The organism is Mycobacterium sp. DHQP2018-32-09, assembly GCF_058148405.1.
The window spans coordinates 1-21034 of sequence record NZ_JBYVYK010000070.1; the positions used below are offsets into that span (position 1 = coordinate 1).

Below are 21034 nucleotides of genomic sequence, written 5' to 3' on the forward strand. Positions count from 1 at the left end.
CGGGGGAGCGGGCTGCGGGGCCCGCGCGGCCGCGGCGGTCTGCAACCGGGCCAACTCCCGACGGTGCCGCTCGGCGAGCACGGCGGCCAAGACGACGGGCGCCGGTGCTCCCGGCGGCGGCGGGGGCGACACCTGGGCCACCACCTCCGCGCAGATCCGCTGCGCCATCTGGTCGCGAAACGCGGGATCCAGTTGGTCTGCGCGGGAGAGGAATTGGCGGGCTCGCTCGGCGGCGTCCGGCTGCAGGCCGGACAGGTGCAGCGACGCGGCCCACCACGCCAGCTCCGGCGGCATCGGCGGCGGAGCGGCGAGCCGCGGTGCGCGCTCGGTGATCACGACGGTGCCCGCGAACACGTCGCCGATCCGCTTGCCCCGCGGTGAGATCAAGCTGCAGATGACGGCAGGACCGCCCGCCAGCATCCAGATCTCGACGAAGCCCGCGAGCGCCCGAAACAGGGCCTGCCGGAAGCGTTCCGGGCCACCATCGTCGGAAACCACCCGCAACCCCATCGCCATCTTGCCGAGCGTGCGCCCACGCGTCGCGACCTCCAGGATCAGCGGGTAGCCGACGAAGGCCAACACGGTGAAGATGACGAGCACGGCCGCGGCGAATGCGGGATCGGAGTTGGCCAACGTCACCGACCACAGCAGGATGCCCGCCAGGTAGAGGACGAAGACCACCACCACGTCGATGAACGCCGAGAGGGCCCGCACGGGCAACTGCGCGACGTGGATGTCGAGCACGACGGCGTCGCCGGTCACCATCGGCTCGGGCTGGGCCACCATGAGCGCCACGCTACTAGGATCGCAGCCGTGGATGTCGACGCGTTCGTGCTCGCCCACCGCGCGACGTGGGACCGCCTCGAGCAACTGGTGAAGCGTCGCCGCACGCTCACCGGCGCCGAGGTGGACGAGCTGGTGGACCTCTACCAGCGGGTGTCGACGCACCTGTCGGTGGTGCGGTCGGCGTCGGCGGACTCCGTTCTGGTGGGCAGGCTCTCGGGCCTGGTGGCGCGGGCGCGGGCCGCGGTGACGGGCGCGCACGCCCCACTGTGGAGCGAGTTCGCCCGGTTCTGGCTGGTGTCGTTCCCCGTCGTGGCCTACCGGTCGTGGCGCTGGTGGCTGGGCTCGGCCGTGGCGTTCCTGGTGGTGGCGATCGCCATCGGCGTCTGGGTGGCCCACGATCCCGAGGTGCGGTCGATGGTCGGGACGCCGTCGGACATCGCGCAGCTGGTGAACCACGACTTCGCCGCCTACTACAGCGAGAATCCCGCGTCGTCGTTCGGGCTTCGGGTGTGGCTGAACAACTCCTGGGTGGCCGCGCAGTGCATCGGCTTCGCGGTCCTGCTCGGCATCCCCATCCCCTACGTGCTGTTCCAGAACGCCGCCAACGTCGGGCTCTCGGGTGGGTTGATGTTCGACGCGGGCAAGGGCGACGTGTTCCTGGGGCTGCTGGCCCCCCACGGGCTGCTGGAACTGACGGCGGTGTTCCTCGCGGCGGCGGCCGGGATGCGGTTGGGTTGGTCGGTGATTGCGCCCGGCGACCGGCCCCGCGGCCAGGTGCTGGCCGAACAGGGACGCGCCGTGGTGTCGGTGGCCGTGGGCCTGGTCGTGGTGCTGCTGGTGTCGGGCCTCATCGAGTCGCTGGTGACGCCGGCGCCGCTGCCCACCTTCGTGCGCGTCGCGATCGGCGTCGCCGCCGAGGTCGCCTTCCTGGCCTACGTCGTGCACTTCGGCCGCAAGGCCGTACGGGCGGGCGCCACCGGCGACGTCGCCGACGCCCCCGACGTCGTGCCCACCGGCTGACCGGACTCAGAGCTTGCCGGTGGCCTTCAGCGCCAGGTACCGGTCCGCCAGCGCGGGCGCGAGGTCCTCGGGTCCGGCGTCGACGACGTCGACGCCGTGCGTGCGCAGCCGCGCCGCCACGTCCCGCCGCTCGTTGCGAGACCGCTCGGCTGCCGCGGCGTCGTACACCTGCGGGGCGTCGGCGCGCCCGGCGGCCAGGGCGTCGATGCGCGGATCGGCGACGGCGGCCACCATCACCTGATGCTTGGCGGTCAGCTGCGGCAGCACGGCCACCAGGCCCTCGTCGAGGGCCGAGGCGTTCAGGTCGGTCAGCAGCACCACCAGCGCACGCCGACGGATGCGCCGCTGCACCGTGGCGACCATCGCGGCGGCATCGGTCTCCACCAGCGAGGGCTGCAGCGGCGCCATCGCCGACACCAGCTGCGGCAGCAGGTCGGTGCGCGACGCGCCGTACAGACCCGCGCGTGGCACGCGGTCGTGGGCGATGAAGTCGACGTGGTCGCCCGCGCGGGTCGCCAACGCGGCCAACAGCAGTGCGGCGTCCATGGCCCAGTCCAGGCGGGGCCAGCCGTTCGGATCGGCGGCCGTGGGGTCCACGCCGACGCGGCCCGCCGACGTGCGGCCGGTGTCGAGCACCACCACGATGCGCCGGTCGCGCTCGGGACGCCACGTCCGCACCACCACGTCGGCCCGCCGCGCGGACGCCCGCCAGTCGATCGACCGCACGTCGTCGCCGGGAACGTACTCGCGCAACGAGTCGAACTCGGTGCCCTGCCCGCGGATCAACACCGGCACCATGCCGTCGAGTTCGCGCAGCTTCGCCAGCCGTGACGGCAGGTGCTTGCGGGACAGGAACGGGGGCAGCACGCGCACCTGCCACGGCACGCGCTGCGACCCCTGCCTGCCCGCCAGGCCCAGCGGGCCCACCGACCGGGCCGTCACCACCGCCGACTCCTGGTCGCCGCGCCGGTTGGGGCGCAGCGTCGTGATTACTCGCACCCGCCGGCCCGCGGCGACGTCGACGTCGTGGCTGCGGGGCAGGGCCCTGGCCGACGGCGCCCACGCGTCGCGCACCCGTCCGCGGAAGCGGCGCCGACCGTCGTTGTACACGAACAACTCGGCGTCGACGGGCTCGCCGAGCCGCGCCGCGGTGTCACCCGCACGCTCCAACCGCAGCGCCCGCGGGCTGCCGGCCAGCGCGACGTCGACGACCACCGCCACCACCAGCAGCCCCAGCACCACCGCGAACGTGGCTGCGGGCCAAGGGGACACGGAGACGGGGAGCACCGCCGCGACGGCGAGCAGCCCTGCGCGGCCGGTGAGGACCACTACCGCGGCACCGGCACGGCGGCCAGGATGCCGTCGAGGACGCCGTCGGGGGTGGCGCCCTCCAGTTCGGCCTCCGGGCGCAGGGCGATGCGGTGGCGCAGCGTGGGCCGGGCCATGGCCTTGACGTCGTCGGGGGTGACGTAGTCGCGACCCGACAGCCACGCCCAGGCGCGCGCCGTCGACAGCAGCGCGGTGGCGCCGCGCGGCGAGACGCCGAGCTGCAGGGCCGGCGAATGCCGGGTGGCGCCCACCACGTCCACGATGTATCCCAGCACCGGATCGGCCACCATCACGCGCCGCACGGCGTCGCGACCTGCCGCGAGTTCACCGGGGCCCGCGACGGCGCGCACGGCGGACAGGTCACGCGGGTCGAAGCCGTGGGCGTGCCTGGCCAGGATCGCGACCTCCTGATCGCGCGGGGGCAGCGGCACGTTGAGCTTGAGCAGGAAGCGGTCCAGCTGTGCCTCCGGCAGCTGGTAGGTGCCCTCGTACTCGATGGGGTTCTGGGTGGCCGCGACGATGAACGGCTCCGGCAGCGCGCGCGCCGCGCCGTCGACGCTGACCTGGCGTTCCTCCATGGCCTCGAGCAGCGCGGCCTGTGTCTTCGGGGGCGTGCGGTTGATCTCGTCGGCCAGCAGCAGATGGGTGAACACCGGCCCGGCCCGGAACTCGAACTCCGCGGTGCGCGAGTCGTAGACCAGCGAACCCGTGATGTCACCCGGCATGAGATCGGGAGTGAACTGGACGCGTTTGAACTCCAGGCTCAGTGCCGCCGACAGCGTCCGCACCAACAGCGTCTTCGCCACGCCCGGAACGCCTTCCAGCAGCACGTGGCCGCGGCACAGCAGCGCGATCACCAGCCCGCTCACCACGGCGTCCTGTCCCACCACGGCCTTCGCGATCTCGGCGCGCAGGGCCAGCAGCGCGGTACGGGCGGCGGCGGCATCCGGCTGCGCGGAATCGCCATGGCTGGGAACGGTTTCGGTCACGACTGCGAGACCTGCCTTTCGATGTCGTCGAGCTGTCGGGCGAGGGTGACCAGGTCGGCGTCGGTCGCCGGCGCCGGTCCGAACAACCAGTGGCCGTGCGCGGCGGGATCCCCGCCGATGCGGTGCGCGACGGCTGCGGCGACGACGGTCGGCGGTGCACCGCGGCGCAACCCCAGCCGAGGCAGCATGCGCTGCAGTGCGCCGGTACGCAGTGCGCCGGCGGCGCGGTCGCGCGCGCGGCGGGAGCGGTACAGCCTTCCGCGCCCCTCGACGGTCTCGGACGCCCGCACCACCACCGGAAGGTCCTCGGCCACCAGCGGTCCCAGCCGCCGGGCGCGCCACAGCGCCGTCAGCAGCACGGCGACGACCGCCTGCAGCAGCGCCCAGCCGACCCAGTCCGGGACGAGGTCGGTGATGGACGCGCCGGCGTCGGACTCGCCCTCGACGAACGTGGGGACGTACCAGACGACCCGGTCGGAACTCCCGGCCAGGTTCATGGCCAGCGCGGCGTTGCCCTGTTTGGGCAGACCCGAGTTCGTCATGAAGTCCGCGGTGCCCACCACCGTGGTGGTGTGATCGTCACCGCGCAGCTGGACCACCGCGCCGCCGTAGCAGCGGGTGACGTCGGCGTCACCGACCGCCCGGTAGGTGTTGCTGGTACCCAGCTGGACGTCGCCGGCGCGCTGGGCGGCGGGCAGGGCACACCCCGGCGCGCCGCCGAAGCTCGCCTCCGGAGCCACCTCCACCCGAGGAGCCAGGGCCTCGAGCGTGCGCGAGACCGGTTCGACGAGCAGCCGATCGCCGGGGACGGCGGCCAGGCGGCGCAGGCCGTCGTCGTCGACCAGGAACGAGGTCTCGGCGAGCACCAGCAGCGTGCCGGGTCGTGCTGCGCGTTCGACGTCACCGAGGGTCTTGGCCTCGATCACGTCGACGCCGCGGTCGCGCAGCAGGGTCACCAGGGCGCGCGCCCCGTCGGGGCTGGTGGAGTCGGCCCCCATCCGGGCGCCGGGCCGGGGCGCGGTGAGGTATGCCGTCAACGCCGAAACGGCGACGACGACGACCAGGGCAAGGGCCACCCAGCGCGCGGTGCGCCAGCGCCCCGTGCGCCGCCGGACCCCTGCCGTGGTGGTCATCGCAGCGTCGCCCAGTCGTCCGCGGACGCGGCCGGTTCGGCGTCCGTGGGCGCGGGGGTCCGAGTGCGCAACCGCTCGTCCAGGTCGGCGACCACGCGGTAGCCGGTCTCGGTGCCGGGGCGCTCGCCGTAGGTGACGTCGTTGAACGCGTCGGCAGCGCGTCGCAGCGGCGTCGTCAACGCCGGCATCCGAGTCCCGGCGTCACGCGCCAATTCGGTGGCGGTGCGCCCCGGTACGGGATGCAGCACGCCGGTCTCCTCCAGGTGTCGCGCCACCGCCCGCAACCGATGGCCGATGGCGGCGGCCCAATAGCCCTGGGCGGCAGCCGCTTCGGCGGCCGCGCGATGTTCGGCAGCGGTCTGGACGTGACCGTCGAGCAGCGCGGCCTCGCGAGAGCGGCTGGTGCGCATGGTCCGTCGCGCGACGCGAACGGCCACCACGACGGCGACGACGACGAGCGCCAGCAGCACGACGATGGTGAGCCAACCCCCGGGGATCGAGGCGCCCTTGACCATCAGCTGGAAGATCAGGTCGTCGATCCAGTCCGCCAGCCGATCGGTCAGTGAGCCCCGCGGGTAGATGGGCTTCGAGAGTTCGCGCTGTGCGGCGTCGTGCGCGGCGTCGCGGTCGATGTCGAGGCCGGCCACGTCACCGCTGCGGGGTCGGGGCCGTCAACCAGAGATGGTCGGTCGAGTCGGCGGGGGCGTGCGGCGGCAGGCCGACGCCGGTCTGCAGCACCAGGTCGAATGCCTCGGCGCGGATGCGCCGATCGGCGTAGAGCAGCACCACGATCCCCGCGGTGAACGGTGCGGTGACGATCTGGCCGATCGCCGACCCGATGGAGAGCAGGACCAGGGCCAACACCGAACCCGACGCCGACCCCGAGCCCACCAGCAACACCTGCCCGGCGATGCTGAACGGGATCGACACCGCGCCCGCGATGATGCCCGCCACGAGCTGTCCCAGCAGCCAGATGCCGAGCACCCGCCAGAAGTCGTGCTTGACCAGGGCCCACGATCGGGTGAACGAGGCCATCACGGGCAGCCGCTCCAACACCGCCAGGGTGGGCGCGAACGCCAGCATGGTGCCGGCGTAGACCAGCCCCGCCACCGCGGCCAACCCCAACGGGATGCCGACGACGAAAGCCGCTGTGCCCCCGATGATGAGCGCGACGACGACGATGATGCCCGTCACGATCGCGATGACCAGCGATGCGCCCAGGACGGTCAGGCCCACGACGCCGAACAGGGCGGGTAACCGGCCGCGGACCCGCTGCCACGCCTCGCCGATCGAGATGGTGGCGCCGAACACGGCGCGCCCCACCACGACCGTCAGCAGCCCGCTGAGCACCACGCCCGCGATGGCGGTGGCCAGACCTCCGGCCACGCTGGACAACAACGTCCCGACGATCCCGGCCGTCGAGACGTCCGGATCCGCCGACGAGAGGTCGCCGCCCAGCGCCCCCATGGCCGCGAGCGGACCGATTTGCAGGAGCAGGACCAGCAGCTGCGAGATCACCACGACGATGGTGGTGAGCCCGAGCGTGGCCTTGGGGTTGGCCCGCACGTAGGCGAACGCACCGTTGAAGATGTCGGCGAGCCCCAGGGGCCGCAGCGGAATGATGCCGGGCTTGAGCGGCGGCGGCGCCATTCCGGGGTAGCCGGGGTAGCCCTGCGGGTTGGGGTAGCCCGCGTAGCCCGGTGGCGGGTACCCCGCAGGCGCGGCCCCCGGGTATCCCGGTGGCGCGTACCCGGGGGGTGGGTAGAACCCCTGCGGCGCGTAGCCCGGCGGCGGATAAGCCTGCGGCGGGTAAGCCTGCGGAGGGTATTCCGGTGGTGCGTATTGCGGTGGTGGACCACCCGGCGGCGGCGGGCCGTACGGTCCGAACCCGCCGGCGTCGTTGGTCATGCTCACCATCCTGTCGTCGGCGCGAGAGATTGACAACGTCGCCGGTCATCGGCACCGGCAGCGTAGCGTCTCGGACATGTCGGAACTCAAGGCACGGTTGCGGGCAGATCTCACGGCGGCGATGAAGGCTCAGGACAAGCTGCGCACGGCGACGCTGCGCATGCTGTTGGCCGCGGTGCAGGCCGAAGAGGTGTCGGGCAAGGCGGCCCGCGAACTGTCCGACGACGACGTCCTCAAGGTGCTGGCGCGCGAATCCCGCAAACGCGGTGAGGCCGCCCAGATCTACGTCACCAACGGCCGCGGCGACCTGGCCGCCAACGAACGTGCCGAGGCGACCGTCATCGACGAGTACCTGCCCACCCAGATCAACGACGACGAGTTGGCCAACGTCGTGAACACCGCGATCGCTCAGGTGGCCGAGGAGATCGGACACCGTCCCGGCACGAAGCAGATGGGCCAGGTGATGAAGGCGGCCACCGCGATTGCCGCGGGCCGCGCCGACGGCTCCCGCCTGTCGGCTGCCGTCAAGGACCGGCTGTAGCGGGTTTTCCCGACCCGTCGCAGGGTATCCGGACCGCATGACGCGTTTCGGATACACCTTGATGACGGAGCAGAGCGGCCCGAAAGAGCTTGTGCAATACGCGGTCTCGGCCGAGGAGGCGGGATTCGACTTCGAGGTGAGTAGCGACCACTTCTCGCCGTGGCTCAGCGCCCAGGGCCACGCGCCCAACGCGTGGACCACCCTGGGTGCCGTCGCGCACGCCACCGAGCGCGTCGAGCTGATGACCTACGTGACGTGCCCCACCATGCGGTACCACCCGGCCGTCGTCGCGCAACAGGCAGCGACGCTGCAGATCCTCGCCGACGGCCGATTCACGCTGGGGCTCGGCAGCGGGGAGAACCTCAACGAGCACGTGGTCGGGAAGGGGTGGCCCACCATCGGACGGCGTCTGGACATGCTGCGCGAAGCCATCCAGATCATCCGCGAGCTGTTCGGTGGCGAACTGGTCGACTGGAAGGGCGAGTACTTCCAGGTGGACTCCGCGCGCCTGTGGGACCTGCCCGACGTGCCCGTGCAGATCGCCGCCGCGGTATCCGGTGACCGCTCGGTGGAGACGTTCGCGCCGCTGGCCGACCACCTGATCGCCGTGCAACCCGACGCCGACGTCGTCAAGGCGTGGCACGAGACCCGCAAGGCCACCGGCCTGTCGGACGAGGTGCGCGTGATCGGCCAGCTGCCGGTGTGCTGGGACCCCGATCGCGACGCAGCGATACGCCGCGCCCACGACCAGTTCCGCTGGTTCGCCGGGGGCTGGGCCGTCAACGCCGACCTGCCGACGACGGCCGGGTTCGCGGGCGCGACGCAGTTCGTGACGCCCGAGGACACCGCGGAGGCCATCCCGTGCGGACCGGACCTGGACGCGATCGTCGACGCCGTCGCCGAGTACGAGGCCGCGGGCTTCACCGACATCGCGCTGGTCCAGGTGGGCGACGAGAACCAGGACCGGTTCCTCGCCGAGGCGGCCGAACCGCTGCTGGCCGCGCTGCGGGCCAGGTCGTCCTGACGGAGAAGATGGCAGTCACTGCACCTTGATGGTTTGCTGTCGGCGAAGGCGGGGAACGCTGTCCTCGAAGCCGGCAACCACCAGGGGGAATGATGGCGTGGACGCTGTTGATCGCCTACGGATCGATCGCACTGGTGACGGCGGTGATCGTGCTGCTGGTCAGCGATCACCTCGCAACGGACCCACGGCCATTCGGCCAACAACTGCTGCTTAGCCTGGCCGCCGGGGTGCTGTGGCCGCTGATGCTGCTCGGGGTGGCGGAGATCAGCTCGTTCGCCGCCTACGCCAAGGCGTCGCGGGCACACGACGACACCGAACTCGACGCGCTGAGCTGAGTCGCCACCGCCGCGTCCTGCCGGCAGGGCGCGCGGAGGTTGCAGCAGTCCACGGTCTTAGCAGTCCACGGTCGTAGCACTCCAAGACGGCGAGAGGCCCCGACCAGGAATTCCCGGTCGGGGCCTCTCATCTGCACTTACGCCGTCGGGGTGGCGGGATTCGAACCCACGACCTCTTCGTCCCGAACGAAGCGCGCTACCAAGCTGCGCCACACCCCGCGTGAAGCCACGACAGCGTATCGCACGGGGGCCGATGGAAGCCAAACGCCCTCCGCTGACCCTGCCGTCGTGTAGTCGACGACGCCCGCGGGTACCCCTCCGCCAACGCGGCGGTCGGGCGCACGACCTGCTGCACGCTCCGCGACGTGGGGAGCGAGCAAGATCACCATCGGGTCAACGCCCGGCGTGGGATGAACCACGCAGGCGGTGACGTTCATGACAATCAGACGCACGCGTCGTGCGTCGACGAGAAGGGGAGACCACCATGACCGGCTTGGGAGCTGCACTGTACGGCGGGTTCTTCGGCCTCGCGGCCCTGTGGTTGTTCCTGACCTCCGACGCCGTCGCGGGCAAGCGTGCGCGCGAGCAGTACTTCGACGACGCCTACAACGCCTACGACGCCTACGCCGACCAGGCGCCGGAACGCTCGAACTCGACGAGCTTCGCCGCCGCCGACGAGGGGTCCAGCCCCGAGTTGGTCAGCCAGGCGTCGTCGAAGTAGGTGTCGGCGTAGCGGTCGCCCCCGTCGGCGATCAGCGTCACCACCGAACCGCTCCGTCCCTCGGCGATCATCTCCGCGAGCAACGCGAACGCGCCCCAGACGTTCGTTCCCGTCGATGGCCCCACCCGTCGGCCCAAGACCGAGCTGACGTGATGGGCGGCGGCCACCGACGCGGCGTCGGGCACCTGGATCATCCGGTCCACCACTCCCGGCAGGAATGACGGCTCGACGCGTGGGCGGCCGATGCCCTCGATCCGCGACGACTTCCCGGGCACGTCGCGACCCTGCTGGTAGGACGGGAAGAACGCCGAATTCTCCGGGTCGACGACGCACAGCCGCGTCGCGTGCCTGCGATAGCGGATGTAGCGGCCGATGGTGGCGCTGGTCCCACCGGTGCCCGCACCCACCACGATCCACTGCGGGCACGGATGCGCCTCGTCACGCATCTGCTCGTAGATGGACTCGGCGATGTTGTTGTTGCCCCGCCAGTCGGTGGCCCGCTCGGCATTGGTGAACTGGTCCAAGTAGTGCCCGCCGGTCTCGGTGGCCAGCCGCTCCGCCTCCGCGTACACCTGGCTGGCCTCGGACACGAAATGGCAACGCCCACCCTGAGATTCGATGAGTCGGATCTTCGCCGCGCTCGTCGAGGCCGGAACCACGGCGATGAACGGCACGCCCAGCATGGCCGCGAAGTACGCCTCCGAGACCGCCGTCGACCCTGACGACGCCTCGATCACCGTGGTGCCCTCACCGATCCAGCCGTTGCACAGCCCGTAGAGGAACAGCGAACGCGCCAACCGGTGCTTCAGGCTGCCCGTGATGTGCGTGGTCTCGTCCTTGAGGTACAGCTGGACGTCCGGGATCGCGCCGCGGGCGACCAGCTCACGCCACGCCGACGGCAGGGGATAGCGCAGCAGGTGCGTGTCGGCGCTCCGGCGCGCGTCGGCCTCGATGAGCCGCACGGCCTCGTCCACCCACTGCCGGGGTGCGCACCGACCTGCCGTCGACGTCCCGTCGGTCACCGCGCGGCGACGGTGGAATCGGTCACGCCTGCCCGGCTGCCCGCCGCGCCGCCCCCGGTCGGGGCGGCCACCAACGTCAACAGCGTCGCCTCGGGGCGGCAGCAGAACCGCAACGGCGCGTAGGGCGACGTCCCGATGCCCGCCGAGACGTGCAGCTGCGTGTCCGCGCCCCAGCGCGAGGGGCCCTTCGCCCGCGACGGGTCCAGGTCGCAGTTCGTCACGATGGCGCCCTTGAACGGCAGGCACAGCTGCCCGCCGTGCGTGTGACCGGCCATCACCAGCTGATAACCGTCGGCGGCGAAGCGGTCCAGCACCCGCGTGTACGGCGCGTGCGTGATGCCCAGTGACAGGTTGGCCGCGGGGTTGGGCTTGCCGGCCACCGTGTCGTAACGGTCGCGCTTCAGGTGCGGGTCGTCGACGCCTGCCGTGGCGATCACCAGCCCGTTGACGTCGATCTCGCGGCGGGTGTGCGTCATGTCGAGCCAGCCGCGCTCGGTGAACGCGGCCCGCAGGTCCTGCCAGGGCAGCGGAGTGCCCGTGACGCGCTTGGACTTGTCGAACAGGTAGGCGGCGGGGTTCTTGGGCCGGGGCCCGAAGTAGTCGTTGCTGCCGAACACGAACAGGCCCGGCACCGACAGCAGGTCGCCCATGGCCTGCACGACGGCCGGTACGGCCTTCGGATGGGCGAGGTTGTCACCGGTGTTCACCACCAGATCGGGCGCCCAGCGCGACAACTCCCGCAACCACGCCTGCTTGCGGCGCTGGCCGGGACGCATGTGGAAGTCCGACAGGTGGAGTACGCGCAGCGGTGACGACCCGGGCGTCAACACCGGCATCGTCACCTCGCGCACCACGAAGGCGTTGCGCTCGATGATCGAGCCGTAGACGAGCCCGGCGACCAGTGTGCCTGCTGCGGCGGCTGCCGAGTTCTTCAGGACCGTGGTGGCGGGTGCGGACATGACGAAAGCCTACTGCCACATCACGACGAGCACGCTGCACTCGTGGCCATCACGCCGTGACCACGACGGACTCACAGCACGTCGGCAGGCAACCGCGCCCGACCCTCCCGGGCCGCTACGGCGGCGGGGGAGGCGGCGGCGGACCCAGCACCGGCACCGTGATCGGTGGCAGTCCCGGGATCTCGATCACCGTCGAGCCCACCTGTGGTGGTGGCGCATTGGGGTCGAGGCCGGGGATCCCGATCGGGGGCGGCGGCGGAGCCGGCGCGATGCCGTTGCTCACCTGGATCGTGATGATGGACCCGGGCACCGTGGCGCCCGACGGCGACGTCCCGACGACGGTGCCGGCCGGCGACGAGCTGTTGACCGGGTTGGACTGGTCGGCCACCTGGAAACCGGCCTCGCGCAACCGTTGCCGCGCGACCGGCTCCGACATGCCCGAGATGCTGGGCACGCGGGAACCCGGTGCGCCGTCGACGTACCGCGGATCCACCGGCGGCAGCGTCACCGTGTCCGGGGTGATGGGCTTCATCGCCGTGAACCACGTGCGCGCAGGCTCGTTGCCGCCGAACAGGTTTCCCGAGCTGCACTGCCGCAGCGGGAACGAGCACAGCTCCGTCGGGGCCGTCGAATCGTCGTAGATGTAGTTCGCCGCGGCGTAGTCGGAGGTGAAGCCGAGGAACGCCGACGAGCGGTTGGCCTCGGTGGTGCCGGTCTTGCCCGACATCGGCAGGTTCCATCCCACCGAGCCCGCCGAGCCGGCCGCCGTGCCGCCTGCGGTGTCGTCCTTGCTCATCGCGTTGGCGAGCGTGTTCGCCAGCCCCTCGGGGACCACCTGCTCGCACGTCTCGGTGGTCACGGAGACCTCCTGACCGTGCCGGTCGTACACCTTGTCGATGGGGTTGGGCGGGCACCACACGCCGCCGGAGGCCAGCGTCGCGGCCACGTTGGACAGTTCGAGGGCGTTGACCTCGATGGGGCCCAGCGTGAACGAGCCGAGGTTCTGCCGCTTGACGAAGTCGGCGAGGCTCTCGTTGCTGTCCGGATCGTAGTCGCGGGCCGTCCCGGGCAGCGCGTACGACCGCAGGCCCAGCTTGACCGCCATGTCGACGGTGCGCTGCACGCCCACCTGGGAGATCAGCTTGGCGAACGCCGTGTTGGGGGAGGTGGCGAGGGCGTCGGTGACGCTCATCGATCCGCGGTAGCTTCCGGCGTTCTGCACGCACCACGTGGCGGGCGGGCAGCCCTTGGCGCCGCCGGCGCCCAGGCCCTTGGCCTCGAAGCGTGCCGGGGAGTCCAACGTGGCGTTGATGCCCATGCCCATGTCGAGCGCAGCCGCCGTCGTGAAGATCTTGAACACCGAGCCCGCACCGTTGCCGACCAACGAGAACGGCTGCGGCTGCATGGTCTCGCCGGCGTCCAGGTTCAGGCCGTACGTGCGGTTGCTGGCCATCGCCACCACCGGGTGCGTCTCCTTGCCCGGCTTGATGATGCTCATGACGCTGGCGACGCCCTCGAGGTCCGGGGCGGCGATGCCGTCGATCGACGACTTGACCTGCGCCTGGATGTCGGGGTCGAGCGTGGTGCGGATGAGGTAACCGCCCTTGGCGACCTGCTCCTTGCTGATGCCCGCGCGCGCCAGGTACTCCAGCGCGTAGTCGCAGAAGAACGCCCGGTCACCGGCGGCGATGCAGCCGCGCGGCAGCTCCTGCGGCGCGGGCAGGATGCCCAGCGGCTGCTCCTTGGCCGCGCGCAGCGCGTCGGCCTCCTGCGGCACGTTCTGAATCATGGTGTCCAGCACCAGGTTCCGCCGCGCCAGGGCGCCGTCGGGATTGGTGTACGGGTTGAGCGTGCTGGTGGACTGCACCATGCCCGCCAACAGCGCGGCCTGCTGCCAGTTGAGTTCGGAGGCGTTGATGCCGAAATACGTCTGCGCCGCGTCCTGCACGCCGAAGGCCCCGTTGCCGAACGACACCAGGTTCAGATAGCGCGTGAGGATCTCCGGCTTGGTGAACGTCTTGTCCAGCGTGAGCGCCATGCGGATCTCGCGCAGTTTGCGGGCCGGCGTGGTCTCGATGGCCGCGCGCTTCTCGGCCTCGGTCTGTGCCACCACGAGCAACTGATAGTTCTTGATGTACTGCTGTTCCAGCGTCGACCCGCCGCGGGTGTCGGCCGCCCCGGACAGGTAGCCGGACAGCCCGGTGAGGGTGCCCTGCCAGTCGACGCCGTTGTGCTCGGCGAAGCGCTTGTCCTCGATCGAGACGATCGCGAGCTTCATGGTGTTGGCGATCTGGTCGCCGGGCACCTCGAACCTTCGCTGGCTGTAGAGCCACGCGATCGGGTTTCCCTTGGCGTCGGTCATCGTCGAGACCGCGGGCACCTCGCCCTCGACCAGTTGGGCCGAACCGTTGGCCACCACGTCGGAGGCGCGGTTGGACATCAAGCCAATGCCGCCTACCAGCGGAAACATCAATCCCGCGGCGATCACGCTGGCCAACACGACGCACCAGGCCAACTTGATCACCGTGACCGCCTTGGGCGGTCGACTCGGTGGGCGCTCGGACATGGGTTACAGACTAGCGACGTGGGCGGGTAAAGCCCCTCTCGCGGCCGCAGACCGTGCTAATCCACCCGTACCCGGGCGCGACCGCCGTACTGCGGAACCGGTCACCACGAGCAAAGATGGATGACGGCACGGTTGTCCCAAAAAATCACGATTTGACTGTTGCGCAAAAGGGCCCTGACCACCTAGCTTGGACACACGGTGCGATCTAGGTAACACTATCGATCGCAATGTGGCGTAAATCGCACACGCGATGTACGCGAGGGGACCGTCGTCGACGCGGCGGCTGGACGGAGGGATCGCAGGTGTCAGCTTCTCGACCCGCGGCGCGTAGGACGATCACGACTTCCCCGGTCAACGGAGTGGTCCAAGGTGTGGAGGCGGAAGCCCGCATCGCATGGGTCTCTCAAGCCAGATGCCGTCAGGCAGATCCCGACGAGTTGTTCGTGCGCGGCGCCGCCCAGCGCAAGGCCGCCGTGATTTGCCGGCACTGCCCCGTCATCCTCGAATGCGGTGCCGACGCCCTCGACAACCGCGTGGAGTTCGGCGTCTGGGGCGGCATGACCGAGCGTCAGCGCCGCGCTTTGCTCAAGCAGCACCCCGAGGTGGTCTCGTGGGCCGAGTTCTTCACCAACCAGCGCAAGCATCGCAGCGCCGTCTGACCGGCGCCTAGGCCGCGTCGGTATCGCCGGTGATCTGATCGGCGATGGCGCGCAGCGCCTCCAGGCTCGACACGTCGAACGGCAGTGACGGCACCCCCACGATCGCCACGTGGGGGTTCGCACCCGTGAACCGGGACAGCAACCGCACCTCGCGCTTGGCCGTCAGCGCGCGATCGGCGTGGATGTTCAGCACCGCCGCCGTCAGCGGATCCGAATCGCCGAGCGTCTCGGCGGCATCACGCGCCTGGTCCACCTTGACGTCACACAGCGTCGGGTGCGTCCGGTTGAGCACCAGCCCGGCCAGCGGCATCCGCTCCTGCGACAGCCGATCGACGAAGAACGAGGCCTCGCGCAGCGCATCCGGCTCCGCGGCCGACACCACCACGAACTGCGTTCCGCGGCGCTTCAACAGCTCGTAGGTCTTGTCCGCCCGCTTGCGGAAACCGTCGAACGTCGCGTCCAGCGCCTGCACGAAACCGGCTGCGTCCGAGAGCATCTGAGACCCCAGCACCGTCGAGAGGGCCTTCATCGCCAGGCCGACGGCACCGGTGACCAACTTGCCGATGCCGCGACCGGGCGCCAGCAGCAGACGCCACAGCCGACTGTCCATGAAGCTGCCCAGGCGCTTCGGCGCATCCAGGAAGTCCAACGCATTGCGCGACGGCGGGGTGTCGACGACCACCAGGTCCCACTTGTCCTCGCCCAGCAGCTGCCCCAGCTTCTCCATCGCCATGTACTCCTGCGTACCGGCGAGCGACGTGGCGACCGTTTGATAGAACTGATTCTCCAAGATCGCCTCGGCCCGACCGGGATCCGAGTACTGCATCACCATCTCGTCGAACGTGCGGCGCATGTCGAGCATCATCGCGTGCAGCTGCCCGGGTACCTCGGGCGCCAACGGCACCCGCTGCGGGGTGTTGCCCAGATCCTCGATGCCCAGCGCCTGCGCCAACCGCTTCGCCGGGTCGATCGTCAGCACCACGACGGTGCGGCCGTACTCGGCGGCCCGCAGCGCCATCGCCGCGGCGGTGGTCGTCTTGCCGACACCACCCGCGCCGCAACACACCACGACCCGATTGGTGGTGTCGGTCAGGATGGCGCGCATGTCGAGCGCGCGTGGCGTGGTGCTCATCGTCGAATCCCCCTGCTGGCCGGTGCGATCATCGGACGCCCTGAGCGGAGAGCTCTTCGGCGAGTTCGTACAGGCTGCCCAGGTCCACGCCGTCGCGGATCGTGGGCAGGTCCAGCCGCGGCATGTCGATCTCACGGAGCTGCTCGGCGCTCTCGGTGCGCGCGGTGATGCGGGTCGCGTGCTGGATGGTCTCGGTGAGCAGACCCGCGAAGTCCTCGTCGCCCACCGTGATTCCCGCCCGCGCCAGCCCGGCGCGCACCGCGTCGGCGTCGACGACGCCCTCGGCGGCCTTGGCCAGATCGTCGGCCGCGAGGTAGGCCGGGATGTTGCGGTTGACGATGACGCTGCCGATCGGCAGGTCCAGCTCGCGCAGTTCCTCGATGGCCTCGACGGTCTCCTGCAGCGGCAACGCCTCCAGCAGCGTGACCAGGTGGATGGCCGTGTACTCGGAGTGCAGCACCTTCACCACGCTCTCGGCCTGCCCGTGCACCGGCCCGCCCTTGGCCAGATCCGACACCGCCTTGGTGACGTCGAGGAACCGCGCGATGCGGCCCGTCGGCGGCGCGTCGACCACCACGGCGTCGTACACCGGCTGCTTGCCCTTCTCGGCGCGCGTCACGATCTCGCGGATCTTGCCGGTGAGCAGCACGTCGCGCAGCCCCGGTGCGATGGTGGTCGCGAACTCGACGGCACCGATGCGGCGCATGGCCCGACCGGCGAGGCCGAGGTTGTAGAACATGTCGAGGTACTCGAGGAACGCGGCCTCGGTGTCGATGGCGAGCGCGTTGACCTGGCCGCCACCCTCGGCCGTCGCGATCTTGACCTCTTCGTAGGGCAGCGGCGGTACGTCGAAGAGCTGCGCGATGCCCTGGCGCCCCTCCACCTCCACCAGCAGCACCTTGCGACCGCCTGCCGCCAGCGACAGGGCCAGCGCCGCCGCCACCGTCGACTTGCCGGTGCCGCCCTTGCCGGTGATGAAGTGCAGCCGGGCCTTGGTCAGCCGCGACGGCCACCCGGATGCGCGGCGCGCGGTGGACGACGCTTCAGGCGGAGCGGACGACGACACCGCGCGATGAGCGGACGACGACACCGCGCGATGAGCGGACGACGACTCTGTGGTCACCCCAGCATGCTAGCCAAGGGATACCCGTCGCCCGATAAGCTCGGCGACATGAGCGACGCGACGAAATGGGAGTACGCCACCGTCCCCCTGCTGACCCACGCGACCAAGCAGATCCTGGACCAATGGGGTGAGGACGGCTGGGAACTCGTCTCCGTGCTGCCCGGCCCCACCGGGGAGCAGCACGTCGCGTACCTGAAGAGGCCGAAGTGACCCACTCCGAGAGGCTCTCCGAACTCGGCATCGAGCTGCCCGCCGTCGTCGCCCCGCTGGCGTCGTACGTGCCGGCGGTCCGCACCGGCAACCTCGTCTACACGTCCGGCCAGCTGCCGATCGTCGACGGCGAGCTGCTGCGCACCGGCAAGGTGGGCGCCGACGTCAGCGCCGAGGACGCCAAGGAGCTGGCACGGGTCTGCGGCCTGAACGCACTGGCCGCGGTGCACGCCCTCGTCGGCGTCGACGCCGTGGTGCGCGTGGTCAAGGTCGTCGGATTCGTGGCATCCGCGCCGGGATTCGGCGGCCAACCGGGTGTGATCAACGGGGCCTCCGACCTGTTCGGCGAGATCTTCGGCGACGCCGGTGCGCATGCCCGCTCGGCGGTCGGGGTGTCGGAATTGCCGAGGGACACGCCGGTCGAGGTGGAGATCATCGTCGAGGTCGCGTGAGCGACGATTCAGCGGAGGTCGCGTGAGCGACGATTCAGCGGAGGTCGCGTGAGCGACGATTCAGCGGAGGTCGCGTGAGCGACGGGGGCCTCGAGCATCCGGCGTACGGCACGCTGCGCCGTGTCACCGACACGGCGTCGGTGCTGCTGTGCGACAACCCGGGGCTGATGACGCTCGACGGCACCAACACGTGGGTGCTGCGCGGTCCGGGCAGCGACGAGCTGGTGATCGTCGACCCGGGCCCCGATGACGACGCCCATGTCGAGCGCATCGCAGCGCTGGGGAAGATCGCGCTGGTCCTCGTCAGCCACAAGCACGGTGACCACACCGGCGGCATCGACGCCCTCGTCGACCGCACCGGCGCGGTGGTGCGGGCCGTCGGCAGCGGTTTCCTACGCGGTCTCGGCGGTCCGCTGACCGACGGGGAGGTCATCGACGCCGCGGGCGTGCGCATCACGGTGCTGGCCACCCCGGGCCACACCGCCGACTCGCTGTCGTTCGCCGTGGACGACGACGCCGTGCTCACCGCCGACACGGTGCTGGGCCGCGGCACCACCGTCATCGACAACGAGGACGGCAGCCTCGGGGACTATCTGGAGTCGCTGCGTCGGCTGCACGGCTTGGGCGCCCGCACGGTGCTTCCCGGCCACGGACCGGATCTGCCCGATCTGCAGGCCGTCACCGCGACCTATCTCGAGCACCGGCGGCAGCGGCTGGAGCAGGTCCGCGCTGCGCTGGCGACGCTGGGCGACGACGCCACGGCCCGCCAGGTGGTCGAGCACGTCTACACCGACGTCGACGAGAAGCTTTGGGAGCACGCCGAATGGTCCGTGCAGGCGCAGTTGGACTACCTACGGCGGTGACACGACGCCGATTTCGGCGCGCTGACGTTCGGTGAGCGAACGTCAGCGCGCCGAAATCGCTACCGGGCTCGGCGAGCCAGACGCTCGGAGTCGCTGATCAACACGCTCTTGCCCTCCAACCGGATCCATCCGCGGTGAGCGAAGTCGGCGAGCGCCTTGTTGACCGTCTCGCGGGAGGCGCCGACCAGCTGGGCGATCTCCTCCTGGGTGAGGTCGTGCGTGACGCGCAGCGAGCCGCCCTCCTGCGTACCGAACCGCTGGGCGAGCTGCAGCAGCTGCTTGGCGACGCGGCCGGGCACGTCGGTGAAGATCAGGTCCGCGAGGTTGTTGTTGGTGCGCCGCAGTCGGCGGGCCAACACGCGCAGCAACTGGTCGGCGATCTCGGGCCGGTCCTTGATCCACGCCTTGAGCGCGTCGCGGTTCATCGCCACCGCGCGCACCTCGGTGATGGTGGTGGCGCTCGAGGTCCGGGGGCCGGGGTCGAAGATCGACAACTCGCCGAACATGTCGGACGGGCCCATGATCGTCAGCAGATTCTCGCGGCCGTCGGGCGAGCGACGCCCGATCTTCACCTTGCCGGAGATGATGATGTACAGCCGATCACCTGGCTCGCCTTCGGCGAACACGGTGTGCCCGCGCGGGAAGTCGACAGGTTGAAGTTCCTTCGTCAGCGCGGAGACCGCAGCTGGTTCGACTCCCTGGAAGATTCCGGCCCTCGCCAGGATCTCGTCCACGTTGCCCCTCTTGTCGTTCTGGGTGATGGTGAAACGCGCAGGCCCAATCCGGTTGGGCAGCGGTTTCAGTCTAGTCGTTGGCCGTTTCGCAACGTGCCAACGCTACACACGATCGGCGTGCCAGGTCGCCCGAAACTCGGGATTGGCAGGCCGATGCACGTAGATCCGCGACGGTGAACGTGGCGCGGATTCGGCCATCGCTGGCCCGTCGGGCCTGCCGCGGTAGGGAACGTAGGCCGTCTCCTCGTGGTCGAAGTGGTCGATCACCCTCGAGAAGGGGTCGCTGCGCCCGGTGATGCGGGCCGGCGGCAAGGCCGGCTTCGCGCAGTCCGCCTTCGCTCGGTCGAGCGCGGCAGCAACGCCGTCGGAGACGGTCTCGCCGTCGACCAGGCTCGCCTCCAGGCGATCGAGCCCGAACGTCACCAGCATCAATACCGCCGGGATGAAGGCGACGAGCAACCACGACACAAGGCTGTAGTAAACACGGCCTAGATCTCAGGGCGATCACGAAATGCCACCGGTCGCGCCTGTTCTGCGCGCATCCGCGTCGGAGGGGGTCAGTAGGCTGCGGACATGGCAGTGCGAGCAGCCGCGAAGCGGTGGGACCAGGAGACACGCGTCGGGCTGGTGCGGCGTGCCCGACGCATGAATCGCGCGCTGGCACAAGCATTCCCACACGTGTACTGCGAGCTGGACTTCACCAATCCACTCGAACTCACGGTGGCCACCATCCTGTCGGCGCAGAGCACCGACAAGCGCGTGAACCTCACCACCCCGGCACTGTTCGCGCGCTACCGCACCGCGCTCGACTACGCGCAGGCCGATCGCACCGAACTCGAGGAACTCATCCGGCCCACCGGGTTCTACCGGAACAAGGCCACGTCGTTGATGCGTCTCGGGCAGGAACTCGTCGAGCGCTTCGACGGCGAGGTGCCGCACACGCTCGACGAACTGGTGACGCTGCCGGGCATCGGTCGCAAGACCGCCAACGTGGTGCTCGGCAATGCGTTCGGCATTCCGGGGATCACCGTCGACACCCACTTCGGCAGGCTGGTGCGGCGGTGGCGGTGGACCGAACTGGAGGATCCGGTGAAGGTCGAGTTCGCGGTCGCCGAACTCATCGAGCGCAAGGAGTGGACGCTGCTGAGCCACCGCGTGATCTTCCACGGGCGACGCGTGTGCCACGCGCGCAAACCCGCGTGCGGGGTGTGCGTGTTGGCCAAGGACTGCCCGTCCTACGGGACCGGCCCCACCGATCCCGTCGTCGCCGCCGCACTGGTGAAGGGGCCCGAGACCGAGCATCTGCTGGCGCTGGCCGGGCTGTCCTCGTAGTCGCCACGTGACGATGGGCAGGGCGACGCGCTGGACGGTGGTCGTGATGGTGTTCGTGGTGGCGCTCGGGTTCGCGTTCTGGCGCGAACTCGGCGACTCCGCGAGCGGACCGGCCGCGGGCCCGTCGGCCGAGCAGCCGGGCGTGGGTGCGCGCGAGCACCGCGACGCCGACACCCCCCAGGCCCTCGCCGGTCCG

The 21034-nt window shown here is 70.5% G+C and carries 23 protein-coding genes, 1 tRNA gene and 1 pseudogene; 11 read left to right on the forward strand and 14 right to left on the reverse strand.

The window, feature by feature from the left end; translation table 11 throughout:
• A partial coding sequence (locus tag AC30CM_RS24765; protein WP_490119586.1) for an RDD family protein occupies positions 1-786 on the reverse strand: 786 nt, incomplete at its 3' end.
• Positions 787-813: 27 nt separating this feature from the next.
• On the opposite strand from AC30CM_RS24765, the gene AC30CM_RS24770 reads away from it, so the two are divergent.
• Positions 814-1806 carry a stage II sporulation protein M gene (locus tag AC30CM_RS24770; RefSeq protein WP_490119565.1) on the forward strand — a complete coding sequence of 331 codons (993 nt, stop codon included), beginning with the start codon at positions 814-816 and terminating at the stop codon, positions 1804-1806.
• Positions 1807-1812: 6 nt separating this feature from the next.
• Here the strand turns inward: AC30CM_RS24770 and AC30CM_RS24775 are convergent, their stop codons facing one another.
• Genes AC30CM_RS24775 through AC30CM_RS24795 form a run of 5 tightly spaced genes read right to left on the reverse strand, consistent with a single transcriptional unit; the run spans position 1813 to position 7165 of the window.
• On the reverse strand, positions 1813-3135 hold the full coding sequence (locus AC30CM_RS24775) for a DUF58 domain-containing protein (protein WP_490119566.1): 1323 nt from the start codon (positions 3133-3135) through the stop codon (positions 1813-1815).
• Positions 3135-4124: an AAA family ATPase gene (locus AC30CM_RS24780; RefSeq protein WP_490119567.1), complete on the reverse strand. Its 990-nt coding sequence runs from the start codon at positions 4122-4124 to the stop codon at positions 3135-3137. Before AC30CM_RS24780 ends, AC30CM_RS24775 begins: the two co-directional genes overlap by 1 nt.
• Positions 4121-5257, reverse strand: a complete 1137-nt coding sequence (locus tag AC30CM_RS24785) for a DUF4350 domain-containing protein (RefSeq protein ID WP_490119568.1) — start codon at positions 5255-5257, stop codon at positions 4121-4123. The genes AC30CM_RS24780 and AC30CM_RS24785 overlap by 4 nt, the downstream gene beginning before the upstream one ends.
• Positions 5254-5904 (reverse strand): DUF4129 domain-containing protein, encoded by a 651-nt coding sequence (locus AC30CM_RS24790; protein ID WP_490119569.1) that lies wholly within the window; start codon positions 5902-5904, stop codon positions 5254-5256. Before AC30CM_RS24790 ends, AC30CM_RS24785 begins: the two co-directional genes overlap by 4 nt.
• A 1-nt stretch (position 5905) precedes the next feature.
• Positions 5906-7165: a hypothetical protein gene (locus AC30CM_RS24795; protein ID WP_490119570.1), complete on the reverse strand. Its 1260-nt coding sequence runs from the start codon at positions 7163-7165 to the stop codon at positions 5906-5908.
• A 76-nt stretch (positions 7166-7241) separates the two neighbouring features.
• Between AC30CM_RS24795 and AC30CM_RS24800 the strand changes: the two genes are divergently transcribed.
• The 3 genes from AC30CM_RS24800 (at position 7242) to AC30CM_RS24810 (ending at position 9065) form a co-directional block, all read left to right on the forward strand.
• The gene (locus AC30CM_RS24800) at positions 7242-7706 is read left to right on the forward strand and encodes a GatB/YqeY domain-containing protein (protein WP_490119571.1); all 465 of its coding nucleotides are present in this window, start codon (positions 7242-7244) and stop codon (positions 7704-7706) included.
• Between the two features lie 37 nt (positions 7707-7743).
• Positions 7744-8730, forward strand: coding sequence for an LLM class F420-dependent oxidoreductase (locus AC30CM_RS24805; protein ID WP_490119572.1), 987 nt, complete (start codon positions 7744-7746; stop codon positions 8728-8730).
• A gap of 92 nt (positions 8731-8822) precedes the next feature.
• On the forward strand, positions 8823-9065 hold the full coding sequence (locus AC30CM_RS24810) for a hypothetical protein (RefSeq protein WP_490119573.1): 243 nt from the start codon (positions 8823-8825) through the stop codon (positions 9063-9065).
• 145 nt (positions 9066-9210) lie between these two features.
• Here AC30CM_RS24810 and AC30CM_RS24815 read toward each other — a convergent pair.
• A tRNA-Pro gene (locus AC30CM_RS24815) sits at positions 9211-9284 on the reverse strand.
• Positions 9285-9549: 265 nt separating this feature from the next.
• Between AC30CM_RS24815 and AC30CM_RS24820 the strand changes: the two genes are divergently transcribed.
• Positions 9550-9786: a hypothetical protein gene (locus AC30CM_RS24820; protein WP_490119574.1), complete on the forward strand. Its 237-nt coding sequence runs from the start codon at positions 9550-9552 to the stop codon at positions 9784-9786.
• Here AC30CM_RS24820 and cds1 read toward each other — a convergent pair.
• The 3 genes from cds1 to ponA2 form a co-directional block, all read right to left on the reverse strand.
• Positions 9687-10808: an L-cysteine desulfhydrase Cds1 gene (cds1, locus tag AC30CM_RS24825; protein ID WP_490119575.1), complete on the reverse strand. Its 1122-nt coding sequence runs from the start codon at positions 10806-10808 to the stop codon at positions 9687-9689. The two genes, AC30CM_RS24820 and cds1, sit on opposite strands and share 100 nt — an antisense overlap.
• Complete coding sequence (locus tag AC30CM_RS24830) at positions 10805-11767, reverse strand: metallophosphoesterase (RefSeq protein WP_490119576.1); 963 nt, start codon at positions 11765-11767, stop codon at positions 10805-10807. Before AC30CM_RS24830 ends, cds1 begins: the two co-directional genes overlap by 4 nt.
• 115 nt (positions 11768-11882) lie before the next feature.
• Entirely contained in the window at positions 11883-14333 is a 2451-nt protein-coding gene (ponA2, locus tag AC30CM_RS24835; RefSeq protein WP_490119577.1) for a transglycosylase/D,D-transpeptidase PonA2, read from the reverse strand.
• 302 nt (positions 14334-14635) lie between these two features.
• Between ponA2 and AC30CM_RS24840 the strand changes: the two genes are divergently transcribed.
• On the forward strand, positions 14636-14992 hold the full coding sequence (locus AC30CM_RS24840; RefSeq protein WP_490119578.1) for a WhiB family transcriptional regulator: 357 nt from the start codon (positions 14636-14638) through the stop codon (positions 14990-14992).
• Between the two features lie 7 nt (positions 14993-14999).
• On the opposite strand, the gene bagB is transcribed toward AC30CM_RS24840, so the two are convergent.
• A complete protein-coding gene (gene bagB / locus AC30CM_RS24845; RefSeq protein WP_490119579.1) occupies positions 15000-16124 on the reverse strand; it encodes an ATPase BagB in 1125 nt (374 codons plus the stop codon).
• A gap of 28 nt (positions 16125-16152) precedes the next feature.
• Entirely contained in the window at positions 16153-17190 is a 1038-nt protein-coding gene (bagA, locus tag AC30CM_RS24850) for an ATPase BagA (protein ID WP_490119587.1), read from the reverse strand.
• Between the two features lie 105 nt (positions 17191-17295).
• On the opposite strand from bagA, the gene sp36 reads away from it, so the two are divergent.
• From sp36 to AC30CM_RS24865, 3 genes are all read left to right on the forward strand, one after another.
• A complete protein-coding gene (gene sp36, locus AC30CM_RS24855) occupies positions 17296-17457 on the forward strand; it encodes a Sp36 family protein (RefSeq protein WP_490119580.1) in 162 nt (53 codons plus the stop codon).
• Positions 17454-17909, forward strand: a complete 456-nt coding sequence (locus AC30CM_RS24860) for a RidA family protein (RefSeq protein WP_490119581.1) — start codon at positions 17454-17456, stop codon at positions 17907-17909. Before sp36 ends, AC30CM_RS24860 begins: the two co-directional genes overlap by 4 nt.
• 74 nt (positions 17910-17983) lie before the next feature.
• Positions 17984-18772, forward strand: coding sequence for an MBL fold metallo-hydrolase (locus AC30CM_RS24865; RefSeq protein WP_490119582.1), 789 nt, complete (start codon positions 17984-17986; stop codon positions 18770-18772).
• 59 nt (positions 18773-18831) lie between these two features.
• On the opposite strand, the gene crp is transcribed toward AC30CM_RS24865, so the two are convergent.
• Together crp and AC30CM_RS24875 are read right to left on the reverse strand one after the other, a co-directional pair.
• Positions 18832-19506, reverse strand: coding sequence for a cAMP-activated global transcriptional regulator CRP (gene crp / locus AC30CM_RS24870; RefSeq protein ID WP_490119583.1), 675 nt, complete (start codon positions 19504-19506; stop codon positions 18832-18834).
• Positions 19507-19608: 102 nt separating this feature from the next.
• Positions 19609-19974 carry a hypothetical protein gene (locus tag AC30CM_RS24875; protein ID WP_490119584.1) on the reverse strand — a complete coding sequence of 122 codons (366 nt, stop codon included), beginning with the start codon at positions 19972-19974 and terminating at the stop codon, positions 19609-19611.
• A 105-nt stretch (positions 19975-20079) separates the two neighbouring features.
• On the opposite strand from AC30CM_RS24875, the gene nth reads away from it, so the two are divergent.
• Both nth and AC30CM_RS24885 read left to right on the forward strand, forming a co-directional pair.
• A complete protein-coding gene (gene nth, locus AC30CM_RS24880) occupies positions 20080-20838 on the forward strand; it encodes an endonuclease III (RefSeq protein WP_490119585.1) in 759 nt (252 codons plus the stop codon).
• A 13-nt stretch (positions 20839-20851) separates the two neighbouring features.
• Positions 20852-21034: pseudogene (locus AC30CM_RS24885) on the forward strand (TlpA family protein disulfide reductase); the annotation flags it as partial.